This is a genomic window from Lysobacter yananisis, assembly GCF_031199375.1.
GTDB lineage: Bacteria > Pseudomonadota > Gammaproteobacteria > Xanthomonadales > Xanthomonadaceae > Lysobacter > Lysobacter yananisis.
Genome location: NZ_CP133568.1, coordinates 141787 through 156735 on the forward strand (window position 1 = coordinate 141787; position 14949 = coordinate 156735).

Here is a 14949-nt window from a genome sequence, read left to right on the forward strand (position 1 = left end):
CCCGCATGAAGAACACCCTCGAATGAAGAACAGTGATTCCGCCCTGGTCGTCGGCGCCGGCATCGTCGGCCTGGCCATCGCCCGCGCGCTCGCCGTGCGCGGCCATCGCGTCACCGTGCTGGAGCGCTACGACCGCGCGGTCGGCGCCTCGGTGCGCAACTTCGGCATGATCTGGCCGATCGGCGTGACCAACGGCGCCGCCTACGAGCGCGCGCTGCGCTCGCGCGCGATCTGGCAGGAGGTGATCGACGGCGCCAGGCTGTGGCACGACCCCTGCGGCTCGCTGCACGTGGCCTACGCGCAGGACGAATTCGAGGTGCTGGCGCAGTATGCCGACGCCAACCGCGCGCTGCGGCCGTGCGCGCTGCTCGGCCGCGACCAGGCGCTGGCGAAATCGCCAGCGCTGGTCGCCGACGGCCTGCGCGGCGCGCTGTTCAACCGCGACGAGTTGCTGGTCGATCCGCGCGAGGCCCTCGCCGCGCTGCCGGGCTATCTGCACGAGCGCTACGGCGTCGAGTTCCACTGGCGCACGCCGGTCACCGCGGTCGAGAGCGGCCGCGCGCATTCGGGCACGCGCCGGTTCGAGGCCGACCGCGTGTTCGTGTGCAGCGGCCCCGAATTCGAACAACTGTTCCCGCAGCTCTACGCCGCCGCGCCGCTGACCCGCTGCAAGCTGCAGATGCTGCGGCTGGCGCCGCCGGACGACGGCCTGCGCCTGGGCGCGGCGCTGTGCGGCGGGCTGTCGCTGGTGCATTACGCCGGCTTCCAGCAGGCCGCCGACGTGGCGCCGTTGCGCGCGCGCTACCAGGCCCAGTACGGCGAGCTGATCGAACTGGGCATCCACGTGATGGCCGCGCAGAACGGCCGCGGCGAGATCACCGTCGGCGATTCGCACGTCTACGCCCACACCCACGATCCCTTCGATGAGCAGGCGATCAACGCGCGCGTGCTCGACTACCTCGGCGGCTTCCTGCGCCTGCGCGAGCCGCGCCCGCTGCAGACCTGGCACGGCATCTATCCCAAGCTCACCGACGGCAGCAGCGAATTCGTCGCCGAACCGCTGCCCGGCGTGACCATCGTCAACGCGGTCGGCGGCGGCGGGCTCGGCATGACCCTGAGCTTCGGCCTGGCCGAGGAAATCGTCGACGGCCGCTACGCCGCGGTGCGCCGCGCGGCCTGAGCGGCCCGCGCCGGTGCGGCGCCCCGCCGCGCCGGCAAGTCCATGCGCGGGCCATGGCGGCCTGACCCGCCATGGCCCGCGCCGTCCGGTTCGCTGGCTCCCCCGTCGAACCGTCCGCACCCACGACGCCGCGCGCGCTGCGCGTCGGCGACCGCCGCGCCGGACCATCCGTGGCCGGCGCGGGGCGGGCGGCACCTCCCTGTGCCTGTTGCTCCGTCCGCCGCGCCCGCGTTCCGTCCGTGCGGCCCCGTGCGGGGCCCGGAACGGCGCGGCGGCGCGGAGCCTTGCGCGGAGGCTTACTTGCCTCCTTCCACGACCGAACCGGGCATCGATTCGATCGTCTCGATCAGCAGTTCGTGCTGGCGCATGAACTCGCCGATGCGGTACTTCTCGCGCAGTTCGCGCACGCCTTCGTCGTAGTGGCGCACCGCTTCGGCGCTCCAGTTGCCGCGGTCGATCGGGCCGTTGCCGTCGGGGCTGGTCACGGCCATGCCGCTGAAGCCGGCATGGCGCTGGCACAGGCCCACGCCCGGGTTGGGGTTGTAGGTCCAGCCCTGGCCGGCCATGGCGTTGTACTGGGCCAGGCAATCGGCGTACTCGTAGGCGGCGATGAAGTGGAAATCCCAGCGCCCGGTGCTGTTGTTCCAGCGCCGCACGTGCACGGTGTAGGCGTAGTAGCCGCCCCACGGGCCCGGCGACGGCACCGGGTTGGTCGTATGGATGACGGTGGTGCCGCCGAGCATGCGCGCCGAGGCCGGCGCGGCGCTGCCCAGGCCGACGGCGGCGATCAACGCGGCCGGTGCCAGCCAATGGCGAATCATCGGAAACTCCTCCCCTGAGTTGAGTGGCGGACGGCGGCGATGGCGCGGCGCGGATCGGCGGTCCCTGCCGCCTTGCGCAGCGTCTGTGCCAGCCCGCGACCTCCATTTAGCGCCGCGGCACCGCCGCAGGCGAGGAACAAGCCGGGTGCGAACCGGGACACGGCGGGAACGATTCGGCCCTCGCGCGCGCGACCCGCGGGCATAGTGCGTTCGCGGTCACGGCGCGAGCGCGGCGGGGATCAAATTTCGCGGTAAAACGACCCGTTTTGTACCCGCGAATTGCTTGGACGGGGTTGGTCGCGGCTCCTAGGCTGGGTCCACATCGCGCTCCCCGCGATGGGCCCAGGAGAACCACCGATGCGCCTGACTTCCAAAGGAATGCTCCGCCATGGCAGCGGCTTCGCCGCGATCGCCTTCGCCGCCGCCCTGACCGCCGGCAGCGCGTTCGCCCACCAGACCAATCCGCAGTGCTACCTCGACGGCGTGCAGACGCAGCCGGTGGCGGAATTCACCTTCACATCGCGCCAGGTCGCCAAATTCCACGCCGATCTGATGCGCCGGCCGCCCGGCTCGTGTCCGGCCGGCTTGGGCGGGAGCGCGGCCAAATCGTGCGGCCAGGTCGATCACTGGCACGTCGCCCGGATCATGTCCGACGAGTACTGCGCCGGCCTGCAGGGCAACGCGCGCGCCAGCGGCGCGCGTCCGGTCGCCGAGGTGACCGCGCCGCTGTCCTATCTCAAGACCGAGCACCATCAGCTGTACACCTACCGCGCCGCGGATCCCGACGCCGTCGTGCTGCGCGGCCTGTGCGTGATCTGCATTACGGTCGAGGCGCCGCCGTCGAAATGACGCCGCCGGCCGCGCCCGCCGCTCATACCAGCGCGTTGCGGCGGGTGTAGGCCAGCACCGCGTCGACGTGGCGCTGCAGTTCGCCGCGCACCGGTTCCTCCAGCGCGCACTCGGCCAGCACGTAGTAGCCCGAACGCAGCACGTCGCGCCAGCGCGGCTGGCGCGGCAGCTTGGACAGGCTCAGGTAGCGCTCCATGGCGCGCGCGCGCAGCCGGCCGTCGTCGACGGTGACCCGCCAGATGCGGCTCTTCTCGGCCAGCTCCAACCGACCCTGGCCGGTGCTGCGCTCCCAGGCCTCGACCACCGCCAGCATCAGTTCGACCAGGGCGCGGCGGAACGACTGGCGCAGCGCCTCGTCGCCGGAAGCGGCCGGCTCGACTTCGAGCGCCAACGGCTCGGCCGGCCCGGCGCCGTCGTGCGCGCCATCGTGCGCGGCGTCCGCCGCCGGCTCGACCGCCGCCCGTTGCAGGCCGAGCACCAGCGAGCCCTCGCCCTGCCCGCTCTCGCTCAACTGTCCTTGCAGCCGTTCGCCGCCGAGCGCGAACGCCAGCCGCTGCGGCGCCGAGGATTCCTCCAGGCGCTCCAGCGCCAGGGCGAAGCCGCGCGCGTCGTCGGCGCCGAGCAACTCGCCGAACCCGCGTCCGACCGGCGCCGCGACGCCGCCGGGCCGCAGCAGTTCGCCGGCGGCGCGGTTCGCGGCGAGCACCTGGCCGGCGCCGTCGAGCACCAGCACCGCGTCCTCGCGGCTGTCCAGCGCGGCCTGCAGGCGCGCGCGGTCCACGCCCAGCTCGGCCGCGGCGCGGCGGTAGTAGTCGATCTCCTCGTCCAGGCGCGCGCGCCGCGCCGCCTCGGCGACCCGCGCGCGCTGCTGGCGGCGCAGGAAGAACACGGTCAGTCCCAGCAACGCGGCCAGCGCCGACACCACGGTCAGCCACAGCGCGAGCGTGCGCACCTGATTGCCCGAAGCCAGCGCGGCGATGGTGCGGTCGCGTTCGGCGGTCTCGAAACGCACCTGCAGCCAGCGGGTCTCTCGGTCGTACTGGGCCTCGCGCAGCGCCTGCGCGGCGCGCTCGGATTCGCGCAGCGCCGCCATCGCCTGCGGCCATTGGCCCAACGCCTCGTGCGCGGCGGCCAGTTCCGCCAGCAGCGCGGGACGGTCGCTGTCGTGCGCGGCCAGCGCGCGCAGCGCGGCGCCGGCGCGTTCGCGCGCCACCTCGGGCTGGCCGCGCAGGCGCGCCACCCGCGCGGCCTGCAGCTGCAACGGCGCCGGCGCGGTTTCGCCCTCGGCGGCGGCGACCGCGGCCAGGCCGCTGTCGACCCAGCGCGAGGCCGCGGCGACATCGCCGCGCAGCAGCGCCGCGCGCGCCAGTTCCGCATCGGTGCGCTGCTGGTACTTGCGGTTGCCGTCGCGGACCATCTGCGCGCGCGCCTGCAGCAACAGCGCCTCGCCGCCGGCGACGTCGCCGCTGTCGAGCAGCGCCGCGCCCCACGACTCCATCGTGTGCGCGGCCTCGCCCGCATTGCCGGCGGCGAGGTGGGCATCGCGCGCCTGGCGGTAATAGCGCACCGCGGCGGCGAGGTCGCCCTGGTCGCGGTAGATCTCGGCGAGGTTGTTCAGCGGCCGCGCGGATTCGCCGGGAACGTTACGCAGCAGCGCCAGGCTCTGCGTCTGCGCCTGCACCGCGCCGCGCACGTCGCCCAGCCGCAGCAACGCGGCGCCGAGGTTGTTCCAGTTCTTGCCCTGGGCCAGGCGGTTCTCCGAACGCTCGGCCGCGGCCAGGGCGCGCTTGAACCAGTCCAGCGCCTGCAACGGGCATTCGCGGCGGAACTCGATCACGCCGCGACGGCGCGCGAGCTCCTGCGCCACCGCCGGCGCGGGATCGGCGCCGGCCACCGCTTCGGCGCAGTCCATCACCCGCGAGGCTTCCGCGTAGCGGTGATTTTCCACCAGCGTGCCGTTGCGCTGGTACAGCGCGGCGAGCAGCGACGGGGTGTCGCCGCCGAGGTCCAGTCCGTATCCGCGCAGGCATTGCGCCGGCTCGGGCAGCACGCTCGCCGCCGCTTCGGCGCAGGCCGGCTCGCCCGCCGGCGCCACCACGCCGGCGTCGGCGATGCCGCACAGCGCCGCCAGCAACGCGGCCAGCGCCACCCCACGCGCGAACGATTCCTTGGACACGGCCCGCTCCCTGTTCCCCCTGCCGGAAGCTTTGCCGATCCGGGCCCGAAGCGGAAGCGACGCAGGCGGGCGCAAATCGCGAGCGAACATGAACCAGCGCGCGAGCGATCACATTCGCTGCGGACTTCAATCGCAATCGGAGACATCCGGCGCAACAGCACACGATCCGCAAACCTCTGTTCAGTGGCGCGCAGTCTGGCCGTGGCGCGCGGCCGGAGTCCTCGCAGCGCAAGGTCGGCCCGAGGTCTTGCGGGACCGCCGACCCGCGCTGCGACTCAATCGGGATGCGACGAATCCGGACTCGAACCCGCCGCGTTCAAGCTTCGTTGGTCACCATCAACTGCACCCAGTCCCCGGCGAACGAAGTCACCCCGAACTGCACCGGCGCGCCCTGCGTGTCGACATTGAGCGAATGCACGCACAGCACCGGCCGCCGCGTCGACTGGCCGAGCACGCGCGCGACCTCGGCCGCGGGCAGCCGCGCCATCACCGCGGTGTGCTTGCGCAGGTAGTCGCGCACGCCGAACTCGGCCAGGGTGCGGGTCACCGACAGCTTGTCGGCGAACACTTTGTCCAGCCCCGGAAAACGCGCGGCCGGAAACCAGGCCTCGCTGTGGTCGATCGTGCGTCCCTCGACCTCGCTGGAATACACCACGCGGTGCACGCGCTCGCCGGCCAGCAAGCCCAGCGAACGCGCCACCAGCCGCGGCGGCGCCTGGGTGCCGGACTCGATCAGGCGATACCGGCTTTCCACGTTGAGATCGTGCATGGCCTTGCCGAAGCGCGTGCGCCGGCCGATCGGATAGTGATACGGATGTTCCTGCACGAAGCTGCCGCGGCCGGTCTCGGTGCGCAGGACGCCGCGTTCCTCCAAGGCCTCGATCGCGCGGCGCACGGTGTGGCGGTTGACGCCGAAACGCTTGGCCAGGTCGAACGCGGACGGCAGCTTGTCGCCTTCGCTGAGCAGGCCGGCGCGGATGTCCTTGAGCAGCGCGGTCTCGATCTGCTGCCACAGCGGCATCGCGGCATCGCGCTGGGTCGGCTCCGGGCTCGGCCGCTCGCCGGCGGCCTGTTCGGCGACGGTTCGCTTCGCCGCGGCGGGGGATGTCATACAACCTCCATCTGCGCTTGGTTCACTAGACAGGTCGCATCGCGCCCGCCTTCATCAGAACCCGCCGGCGTTGCATGACGGTGACAACCTCTCCTCGTTCGCTGCCCCTCGCCCGACATGTCCCCGCGCGAACTGCTGCTCGACAACGCCCGCCTGGTGCTGCCCGACCGCGTCGTCCACGGCCACCTGCGCGTCGCCGGCGGCCGCATCCGGGAACTCGGCGAAGGCCGCCTGCGCACGCCGTCGGCGCGCGATTGCGACGGCGACTACCTGCTGCCGGGTCTGGTCGAACTGCACACCGACAACCTGGAAAAACACCTGTTGCCGCGACCCGGCGCGCATTGGCCGGCGGCCGCGGCGGTGCGCGCGCACGATGCGCAACTGCTCGCCGCCGGCATCGCCACCGCGCTCAACGCGATCTCGGTCGGCGAAGAAGAAGCCGAGCAGGCGGTCGAGCCGCAGACGGTGCTGGCCGCGCTCGCGCAGGCGCGCGAGGACGGCGGCCTGCGCATCGAACACGCCGTGCACCTGCGCTGCGAACTGCCCTGCCCCGACCTCCCGCAGCGTCTGCAGCCCTTGCTCGACGCGCCGCAACTGCGGCTGCTGTCGCTGATGGACCACACCCCGGGCCAGCGCCAGTTCCACGACCTCGAACGCTACCGCGCCTACAGCGCGCGCCACGGCACGGCCCGCGACGACGCCGGCTTTGGCGCGCACGTCCGCCATCTGCAGGATCTGCAGCGCCGCCACGCCGCCGGCCACCGCCGCATCGTGCTGGCGATGGCGCGCGAACGCGGCCTGCCGCTGGCCAGCCACGACGATTCCGAACTGAGCCATATCGCCGAAGCGGTCGACGCCGGCGCGCGCATCGCCGAGTTCCCGGTCAACCTCGCCACCGCCCTGGCCGCGCGCGCGGCCGGCCTGAGCGTGCTGGCCGGCGCGCCGAACCTGGTGCGCGGCGGCTCGCACAGCGGCAACGTCGCCGCGAGCGAACTGGCACGCGCCGGCGCATTGGATGCACTGTCCTCGGACTACGTGCCCGGCAGCCTGCTGCTGGCGGCCTTCCAACTCGGCGCCTGGGACAGCATCGGCCTGCCGCGCGCGGTGGCGATGGTGACCCACACCCCCGCGCGCGCCGCCGGCTACGACGACCGCGGCGCGCTGGCGGCCAGACAGCGCGCGGATTTGCTGCGGGTGCGGGTGGTGCGCGGGTTTCCGCAACTGGAAGCGGTGTGGATCGGCGGCGAGCGGCGCTATTGACGAGCCGGTCGCTGATACGGGGCGGTCGGTTGCTCAGGGCTGAGCAAGCTGTGTTCGGTTTGCGAATGGAGCCCTGTCGATCACGGCTGTGGCTGTAGCTGTGGCTGCTTCTGTGGCTGTGGCTACTGCTGTGACTGTGGCTGTGACTGTGGCTGTGGCTGTGGCAGTCGCTGCTGCTGTGGTTGTGGCTGTTGCTCTTGCGGTTGCTCTTGCCCTTGGCTTGGACGCAACCTCGCCCGAGGCCCACGTTCCGCGGCCCCGGAGGGCGCGCGCATGGATGCGCGCGTGCGCCATGGGACAGGATGTCCCTTATGGCGCAGCCCCGCGCAAGGTGCTGGACTTAGTGGCTTTTGACTTAAAACAAGCGTTTTTCTTTGGCTACTTTCTTTTGTCGCGCTGACAAAAGAAAGTAGCTCGGCCGCTTGCGGACGAAAGCTCTTGATGGTGGCTTGTCGTCGCGCGACGCATCGATAACGGCGAAGGCAGCAGCAACGTCAAAATGGGTTCCGGCTTTCGCCGGAATGACGGTCGCGAGGTTGGGTGTCCGACTGTAGGAGCGGCGCGAGCCGCGACCGCGACAATGCAACTACGACGAAACTTTCACTGTGTCTGCGATGGCGCGGTCGCGGCTTGCGCCGCTCCTACAGGGGGCGTGCCGCGGTGGGATCTGCTTTTGCGTGTGTTTACGCGTGACGACAAGCGAAGATCCAAAGCTTCCGTCCGCAAGCGGCCGGGTCACTTTCTTTGTCTTAAGCCACAAAGAAAGTAACCAAAGAAAAGGCCTTGTTTTTTCGGATCAAGAGCCACTAAGGATCATCGTGGCGCGGGGCCGCGCCATAAGGGGCATCCTGCCCCATGGCGCGCGTGCGCATCCATGCGCACGCCCTCCGGGGCTGCGGAACATGGGCCTCGTGCGAGGTTGCGTCCAAGCCAAGAGCAAAGCGCAGCAACGGCAACGGCAACAGCGATTGCTGACGACACCCAGCGTCCACCGCCAACGCCTATTCATCCCTCCCTTCCACCTATCCCCCCCCCAAAGCACTAGACAGGTCCCCCACGCAGTCCGCATCGCGCGCCCGCGCCTTCATATCGCCTCGCTGTAATGCCGCCCCATCGCCACCGCGGCGCGCATTCCACGAGACCCCATGAACGTCCCCATCCGTACTCCCCTGGCGCTGGCCCTGCTCGCCGTGCTGCCCCTGGCCGGCCACGCCGCCGTTGCGTCGCCGGACGCCGGCGCGACGGCCGCCGCGGGCGCGCCGCTGGACCGCGGCGACGCCGCCACGCTCGACACGATCTCGGTGATCGGCCACCGCGAAACCCGCCAGGTCCAGCGCATCGGCCAGGTCGAACTGCAGGCCGTCGCCCCCGGCACGAATCCGGTCAAGGCGCTGGAAAAACTGCCCGGCGTGCATTTCGTCAGCTCCGATCCGTGGGGCAGCTACGAGTGGTCGAACCGCATCGCGATCCGCGGTTTCGCCCAGAACCAGCTCGGCTACGCGCTCGACGATGTTCCGCTGGGCGACAACAGCTACGCCAACAACAACGGGCTCTCGCCCAATCGCGCGATCCTGCCGGAGAACGTGGCCGAGCTCGAACTCGCCCAAGGCGCCGGCGCGCTGCGCATTCCTTCCACCAGCAACCTCGGCGGCGCGCTGTTGCTGCACTCCTCCGATCCGGCCGCCGAGTTCGGCGCGCGCGCCGGGCTGGCGTTCGGCGACAACGCCACCCTGCGCGGTTTCGCGCGAGTGGACACCGGCGACCTGCGCGGCTTCAGCGCCTACGTCTCGGGCATGCGCAACGAAGCCGACCGCTGGAAGGGCGCCGGCGTGCAGGAGCAGCGGCAGTTCAACGGCAAGGCCGTGTACCAGTGGGACAAGGGCCGCATCGCGCTGTGGCTGTCGACGTCGCGCCGCAACGAAACCGACGATCCGGATCTCTCGCTCGACCTGATCCGCCGCTGCGGCCAAGGCTGGGACAACTACGCGCCCGACTGGCAACGCGCGCTCGCCGCCGCCAACGGCCGTTTCAGCGGCTGCGCGAAGACCAAGGACGACGCCTATTACCTCGCCCGCGGCCTGCGCGACGACGACCTCGCCGCGCTGTCGGGCGAATTCGACCTCAGCGACGCGCTGCGCCTGAACGCCACCGGCTACTACCACCGCAACGAAGGCCAGGGCCACTGGTTCACCCCGTACATCAGTTCGCCGACGATCCCGATCGCGTTGCGCATCACCAGCTACGACATCGAACGCAGCGGCCTCAACGCGCGCCTGAGCTACACCGTCGGCCGCCACACCCTGGAAGGCGGGGTCTGGTTCGAGGACAGCGTGCACGGCGCCGGCCGCAGTTTCGTCGACATCGACGGCCCGATCGACGACCAGCGCTTCTTCGACCCGGGCGAATTCGCCCAGCGCCTGTTCCGCCAACGCTTCGACACCCGCACCCGCCAGTGGTACCTGCAGGACACGCTGCGGCTGTTCGACGAGCGCCTGACCGTCAACGCCGGTTTCAAGGGCCAGGACGTGGTCACCGACGGCAAGGTGGTGGTGCCCGGTCGCGCCGGCGGCCGCCTGAGAGCGCGCGACAGCTTCCTGCCGCAGCTGGGCCTCGCCTGGCAGTTGAACGAACGCAGCGACGTGTTCGCCAACTACGCCGAAAACCAGGCCGCGTTCCGCCCCGGCGTCAACGGCGCCTGGTCGCTGACCCAGGCGTCCTTCGACCTGAGCCGCGACGGCGCAAGGCCCGAGCAGTCCAAGACCCTGGAACTGGGCTGGCGCTACGGCGACGACCGCTACCAGCTCTCCACCACCGTGTACGGCGTCGACTTCGACGACCGCCAGTTGGTGATCGTGCCCTGCCCGGGCGTGGTCAGCTGCCCGAACCAGTTCGCCAACGTCGGCAAGGCGCGCACCCTCGGCGGCGAGGTCGCGTTCGTGTGGACGCCGGTCGAGCGCCTGCGCTGGCTGGCCAGCGCCGCCTACAACGATTCGCAGTACCGCTCCGACTACGTCAGCGGCGGCCAGCTGGTACAGGTCCGCGGCAAACAGATGGTCGACACGCCCAAGCAGCTGTTCGCGACCGAACTGAGCTACGGCATCGGCGATGTCGAACTGCGCCTGGGCGGCAAGTACACCGGCCGGCGCTACTACACCTACAGCAACGACGCCGGCACCGACGCGTTCTGGCTGTGGGACGCGGGAGTGAGCTGGCGCAAGCGCGATATCGGCCAGGTCAAGTCGCTGCGGGTCGGCCTCAACGTCTACAACCTGTTCGACAAGACCTACATCGCCACCCTCGGCAGCAACGGCTTTCGCGACTACGACCCGCAGGGGACGTTCCAGACCCTGCTGACCGGCGCGCCGCGGCAGTGGTTCGTGTCGGTGGATGCGCAGTTCTGAGGACGTGGGCCGCGCCGCCTGCAGGTGGCGCGGCCTTGGGCGGATAGCGCAAAGTCAAAATGGGTTCCGGCTTTCGCCGGAATGACGGCGTGGGACAGGACGGATGTCCTCGGCGGCGGCAGATCGCGCCGCCCTCCCATCTCCGTCATTCCGGCGAAAGCCGGAACCCATTTCGATTTCGCTTCACCGCTCCCCCCAACTCGCCCCGCCCCCCACCGCGATCCCCCGGATCGCCTAAAATGCCCCACCGCTCCCACAGCCACGCCCGCAATGCCCCAGCCGCTCCCCCGCATCGCCGTCCTCGCATCGGGCCGCGGCAGCAACCTGCAGGCCGTGCTCGACGCGATCGCCGCCGGCAGCCTCGCCGGCGAGGTGGTCGGGGTGTTTTCCGACAAGCCCGGCGCGGCGGCCCTGCAACGGGTCGCGCCGCCGCTGCGCTGGTCGGCCGCGGCCAAGGCCTATCCCAGCCGCGAGGCGTTCGACGCCGACCTGGCCGAAGCCGTCGCCGCCGCGCGACCGGACTGGATCCTCTGCGCGGGCTACCTGCGCATCCTCGGCGACGCCTTCGTCGAGCGTTTCCGCGGCCGCACGATCAACATCCACCCCTCGCTGCTGCCCAAGTACCGCGGCCTGCACACCCACGCGCGGGCGCTCGAGGCCGGCGACGGCGAGCACGGCGCCAGCGTGCATTTCGTCATTCCGGAACTCGACGCCGGCACCGTGATCGCACAAGCCGTGGTGCCGGTGCACACCGGCGATACACCGGAACTCCTGGCCGAACGAGTCCTCGGCGTGGAGCACCCGCTGCTGCTGGCGGTCATGCGCCTGGCCACCTCGGGCCGGCTGGCTGAACACGGCGCAACCGTGCAGGTCGATGGTCATCCGCTATTTACGCCGCTGCGTTTAGATTGCGCCGGCCGCCTGACCGATCCCGCCGGCGGCGCAACGGCCTGACACCGCGGCCGCGCGCCCGGCGCGGCGAGCCCGGCCCGCGCGTTCCACCCGCCCCACCGACCGCTACGCCGCACCTCCCCCTTCGCGCCCAGCGCACCAGGACCCGCCCGCGTCGCCATGAAGCCCTTCCTGCCCCTGCTGCTGGCCGCGCTGACCGGCGCGGCCGCGCCCACCAGCGCGCTGGCGCTGGAACCGTTCGTGGCCAACTACGAGGTGTTCAACGGCGGCAAGGCGCTCGGCGACGCCACCATGCAGGTCAAGCCCGAGGGCGGCGGCCGCTGGCGCATCGACCTGGACATCCGCGCCGAGCACGGCATGATGAGCCTGGCCGGCGCCGCCGCGCAGCAGACCACGGTGTTCGACGTGGTCGGCGACGCCTACCGGCCGTTGAGCCAGAAGATGGTGCGCAAGGTGCTGTTCTCCAAGCGCGTGATCGACGGCAACTACGACTGGAACCAGCGCAGCGCGCAATGGACCGGCGACGTCAAGGAACACCGGCGCAAGCCGATCCCGCTGCAGGACGGCGACATGAGTGGGCTGCTGATCAACCTCGCCGTGGTCCGCGACGCCCAGCCCGGCAAGACGCTGAGTTACCGGTTCGTCGATTCCGGCCGCGCCCGCCCGCACCAATATGTGGTGCAGCAGGAGCTGGAAGGGGTCAAGATCGACGACATGAGCTTCAACGCGATGCGCGTGAACCGCGTGCAGAGCGGCAGCGAGGAAACCTCGATCTGGGTGGTGGACGGCGTGCCCACGCCGGTCCGCATCCTGCAACGCGAAGACGGCCAGGACACCTACGATCTGCGCCTGGTCGAATACAAAGGAGTCAACGAACAATGATGACCACGAAGTCCACGCACTTTTTCCGCATGGCCGCCCTGGCCGGCGCCCTGGCCGCGTTCAGCGCGCCGGCGCTCGCGGTCAAGCCGTTCAGCGCCGACTATTCGGCCAGCTACATGGGCATGCAGGGCGCCGGTCGCATGACCGTGTCGCAGGCCGACGGCAGCCGCTGGAAGTACGAACTGTCGATCACCAGCCCGCTGGCCGAGCTGCGCCAGACCACCACCTTCGACGAGGCCGGCGGCAAGCTGCGCCCGCTCAGCGGCAGCGATTCGAGCAAGGTGCTGACCAAGAAGAAGAGCGTCAACGCCAGCTACGACTGGTCGCGCGGCGTGGCCACCTGGACCGGCGACATCAAGCCCGACCGCTCCGGCCCGATCAAGCTGCAGAGCGGCGACCTCGACGGCCTGCTGGTCAACCTGGCGATCGTGCGCGACGCCGCCGCCGGCAAGCCGATGAGCTATCGCATGGTCGAGGACGGCCGGATCAAGGAACTCAGCTACACCGTGGTCGGCAAGGAAGCGATCACGGTCGGCGGCAAGTCGCAGCAGGCGACCAAGGTCTCGAGCAAGAACGGCGACAAGGAAACCATCGCCTGGGTCGTCGCCGACGTGCCGGTGCCGGTGCGCATCCTGCAGCGCGAGAACGGCAGCGACGCGATCGACCTGCGGGTGCAGGCGGTGCGCTGAGGCGCCTCGAAGTCGACAACAAAAAAGCCCCGCGTTCGCGGGGCTTTTTTGTTTCTGTGGAGTCTTCCGTGGGAGGGCCTTCAGGCCCGAAGCTTTTGTTTCAGATCGCCGCGATCGGATCGAAAGGCATCGGGCCTGAAGGCCCTCCCACAAGAGCAGGCTCGGTCGGGCCTGATCAATCGATCCGGCGGATCTTCGCCCCCAGCCCCGACAGCTTCTGCTCGATGTTCTCGTAGCCGCGGTCGAGGTGGTAGATGCGGTCGATGGTGGTCTCGCCTTGCGCCACCAGGCCGGCCAGGATCAGGCAGGCCGAGGCGCGCAGGTCGGTCGCCATCACCGGCGCGCCGCTGAGCTTGGCGACGCCGCGCACCACCGCGGTGTGGCCGTCGACACGGATGTCCGCGCCCAGGCGCAGCAGTTCGTTGACGTGCATGAAGCGGTTTTCGAAGATGGTTTCGTTGATCACGCCGGCGCCCTCGGCGGTGCAGTTGAGGGCCATGAACTGCGCCTGCATGTCGGTCGGGAACGCCGGGTACGGCGCGGTCACCAGGTCCACGGCGCGCGCGCGGCGGCCGCCCATGTCCAGGGTGATGCGGTCGCCGTCGACATCGATCTTGGCGCCGGCGTCGCGCAGCTTGTCGAGCACCGAATCCAGCGTGTCGGCGCGGCTGCCGGTGACGGTGACGCGGCCGCCGGTCATCGCCGCGGCGACCAGGAAGGTGCCGGTCTCGATCCGGTCGGGCAGCACGTCGTGGCTGCCGCCGTGCAGTTTCTCGACCCCGTGCACGACGATCCGGCCGCTGCCGGCGTTCTCGATGCGCGCGCCCAGCGCGTTGAGGCAGTCGGCCAGGTCGACCACCTCCGGCTCCATCGCCGCGTTCTCCAGCACGCTGGTGCCCTCGGCCAGGGCCGCGGCCATGAGCACGTTCTCGGTGCCGGTCACGCTCACCACGTCGAAGACGAAGCGCGCGCCCTTGAGCCGGCCGTTGCTGTGCGCCTTGATGTAGCCGTTCTCGACCACGATCTCCGCGCCCAGCGCCTGCAGGCCCTTGATGTGCTGGTCGACCGGACGCGAGCCGATCGCGCAGCCGCCCGGCAGCGACACTTCGGCCTGGCCGTACTTGGCCAGCAGCGGGCCGAGCACCAGCACCGAGGCGCGCATGGTCTTGACCAGTTCGTACGGCGCGACGTGGCTGTTGACCGTGGTCGGGTCGACCGTGATCGACGCGCCTTCGCTGCTCACGCCGGCGCCGAGTTCGCCCAGTAGCTTGGCCGTGGTCAGCACGTCGTGCAGGCGCGGCACGTTGCGGATCGTCACCGGCGCATCGGCCAGCAAGGTCGCGCACAGGATCGGCAGGACGGCGTTCTTGGCGCCGGAAATCTGGACCTCGCCGTTGAGCGGCTGGCCGCCTTGCACCACGATTTTTTGCATTGACGGATTCGCTGAAGTCGAAAGGAGAAGTGGAGTCGAAAGGACAAGCGCGAGGCGGCGGCCGCGCGGCCGGCGCCTGGCGAAGATAACGTGCGCGGCGTCGCCGCGGCAGCGCGACGGCCTAAGCGGATCGCGGGACGCCCATGGTAGAAGCTGGCGCGGCCGATTGAGTGAGGCGACGGTGAAGTACCGGGCCGGCGCGATGCGGGCCTCGGCGGTTCGGGCGCGACCGGCGT

The 14949-nt window shown here is 70.6% G+C and carries 12 protein-coding genes; 8 read left to right on the forward strand and 4 right to left on the reverse strand.

The genetic code is table 11. The features are described from left to right. Positions 1-22 precede the first annotated feature (22 nt). Positions 23-1180 carry a TIGR03364 family FAD-dependent oxidoreductase gene (locus RDV84_RS00705; RefSeq protein ID WP_309152154.1) on the forward strand — a complete coding sequence of 386 codons (1158 nt, stop codon included), beginning with the start codon at positions 23-25 and terminating at the stop codon, positions 1178-1180. Positions 1181-1476: 296 nt separating this feature from the next. Here RDV84_RS00705 and RDV84_RS00710 read toward each other — a convergent pair whose 3' ends face one another. Then, entirely contained in the window at positions 1477-2001 is a 525-nt protein-coding gene (locus RDV84_RS00710; RefSeq protein ID WP_309152155.1) for a hypothetical protein, read from the reverse strand. Between the two features lie 357 nt (positions 2002-2358). On the opposite strand from RDV84_RS00710, the gene RDV84_RS00715 reads away from it, so the two are divergent. Next, complete coding sequence (locus RDV84_RS00715; RefSeq protein WP_250444672.1) at positions 2359-2850, forward strand: hypothetical protein; 492 nt, start codon at positions 2359-2361, stop codon at positions 2848-2850. A gap of 22 nt (positions 2851-2872) precedes the next feature. Here the strand turns inward: RDV84_RS00715 and RDV84_RS00720 are convergent, their stop codons facing one another. Continuing rightward, complete coding sequence (locus RDV84_RS00720; protein ID WP_309152156.1) at positions 2873-5026, reverse strand: tetratricopeptide repeat protein; 2154 nt, start codon at positions 5024-5026, stop codon at positions 2873-2875. 316 nt (positions 5027-5342) lie between these two features. Continuing rightward, a complete protein-coding gene (gene phnF, locus RDV84_RS00725; RefSeq protein ID WP_309152157.1) occupies positions 5343-6137 on the reverse strand; it encodes a phosphonate metabolism transcriptional regulator PhnF in 795 nt (264 codons plus the stop codon). Positions 6138-6254: 117 nt separating this feature from the next. Between phnF and RDV84_RS00730 the strand changes: the two genes are divergently transcribed. The 6 genes from RDV84_RS00730 (at position 6255) to RDV84_RS25560 (ending at position 13517) form a co-directional block, all read left to right on the forward strand. Beyond that, positions 6255-7397 carry an alpha-D-ribose 1-methylphosphonate 5-triphosphate diphosphatase gene (locus RDV84_RS00730; protein WP_309152158.1) on the forward strand — a complete coding sequence of 381 codons (1143 nt, stop codon included), beginning with the start codon at positions 6255-6257 and terminating at the stop codon, positions 7395-7397. A 1145-nt stretch (positions 7398-8542) separates the two neighbouring features. After that, entirely contained in the window at positions 8543-10798 is a 2256-nt protein-coding gene (locus RDV84_RS00735) for a TonB-dependent receptor (RefSeq protein WP_309152159.1), read from the forward strand. A gap of 270 nt (positions 10799-11068) precedes the next feature. Next, positions 11069-11752: a phosphoribosylglycinamide formyltransferase gene (purN, locus tag RDV84_RS00740; protein ID WP_057946594.1), complete on the forward strand. Its 684-nt coding sequence runs from the start codon at positions 11069-11071 to the stop codon at positions 11750-11752. A gap of 117 nt (positions 11753-11869) precedes the next feature. Continuing rightward, positions 11870-12592 (forward strand): DUF3108 domain-containing protein, encoded by a 723-nt coding sequence (locus tag RDV84_RS00745; protein ID WP_309152160.1) that lies wholly within the window; start codon positions 11870-11872, stop codon positions 12590-12592. Further along, positions 12592-13281, forward strand: a complete 690-nt coding sequence (locus RDV84_RS00750; protein WP_309152161.1) for a DUF3108 domain-containing protein — start codon at positions 12592-12594, stop codon at positions 13279-13281. The genes RDV84_RS00745 and RDV84_RS00750 overlap by 1 nt, the downstream gene beginning before the upstream one ends. 68 nt (positions 13282-13349) lie before the next feature. After that, a complete protein-coding gene (locus RDV84_RS25560) occupies positions 13350-13517 on the forward strand; it encodes a DUF6053 domain-containing protein (RefSeq protein ID WP_425608189.1) in 168 nt (55 codons plus the stop codon). On the opposite strand, the gene murA is transcribed toward RDV84_RS25560, so the two are convergent. Further along, on the reverse strand, positions 13457-14713 hold the full coding sequence (gene murA, locus RDV84_RS00755; RefSeq protein WP_309152162.1) for a UDP-N-acetylglucosamine 1-carboxyvinyltransferase: 1257 nt from the start codon (positions 14711-14713) through the stop codon (positions 13457-13459). The two genes, RDV84_RS25560 and murA, sit on opposite strands and share 61 nt — an antisense overlap. Positions 14714-14949: the final 236 nt, after the last annotated feature.

Coding starts and splice junctions, on each gene's coding strand:
- RDV84_RS00705 (WP_309152154.1), top strand. CDS start 23: ATGAAGAACAGTGATTCCGCCCTGGTCGTCGGCGCCGGCATCGTCGGC.
- RDV84_RS00710 (WP_309152155.1), bottom strand. CDS start 2,001: ATGATTCGCCATTGGCTGGCACCGGCCGCGTTGATCGCCGCCGTCGGC.
- RDV84_RS00715 (WP_250444672.1), top strand. CDS start 2,359: ATGCGCCTGACTTCCAAAGGAATGCTCCGCCATGGCAGCGGCTTCGCC.
- phnF (WP_309152157.1), bottom strand. CDS start 6,137: ATGACATCCCCCGCCGCGGCGAAGCGAACCGTCGCCGAACAGGCCGCC.
- RDV84_RS00730 (WP_309152158.1), top strand. CDS start 6,255: ATGTCCCCGCGCGAACTGCTGCTCGACAACGCCCGCCTGGTGCTGCCC.
- RDV84_RS00735 (WP_309152159.1), top strand. CDS start 8,543: ATGAACGTCCCCATCCGTACTCCCCTGGCGCTGGCCCTGCTCGCCGTG.
- purN (WP_057946594.1), top strand. CDS start 11,069: ATGCCCCAGCCGCTCCCCCGCATCGCCGTCCTCGCATCGGGCCGCGGC.
- RDV84_RS00745 (WP_309152160.1), top strand. CDS start 11,870: ATGAAGCCCTTCCTGCCCCTGCTGCTGGCCGCGCTGACCGGCGCGGCC.
- RDV84_RS00750 (WP_309152161.1), top strand. CDS start 12,592: ATGACCACGAAGTCCACGCACTTTTTCCGCATGGCCGCCCTGGCCGGC.
- murA (WP_309152162.1), bottom strand. CDS start 14,713: ATGCAAAAAATCGTGGTGCAAGGCGGCCAGCCGCTCAACGGCGAGGTC.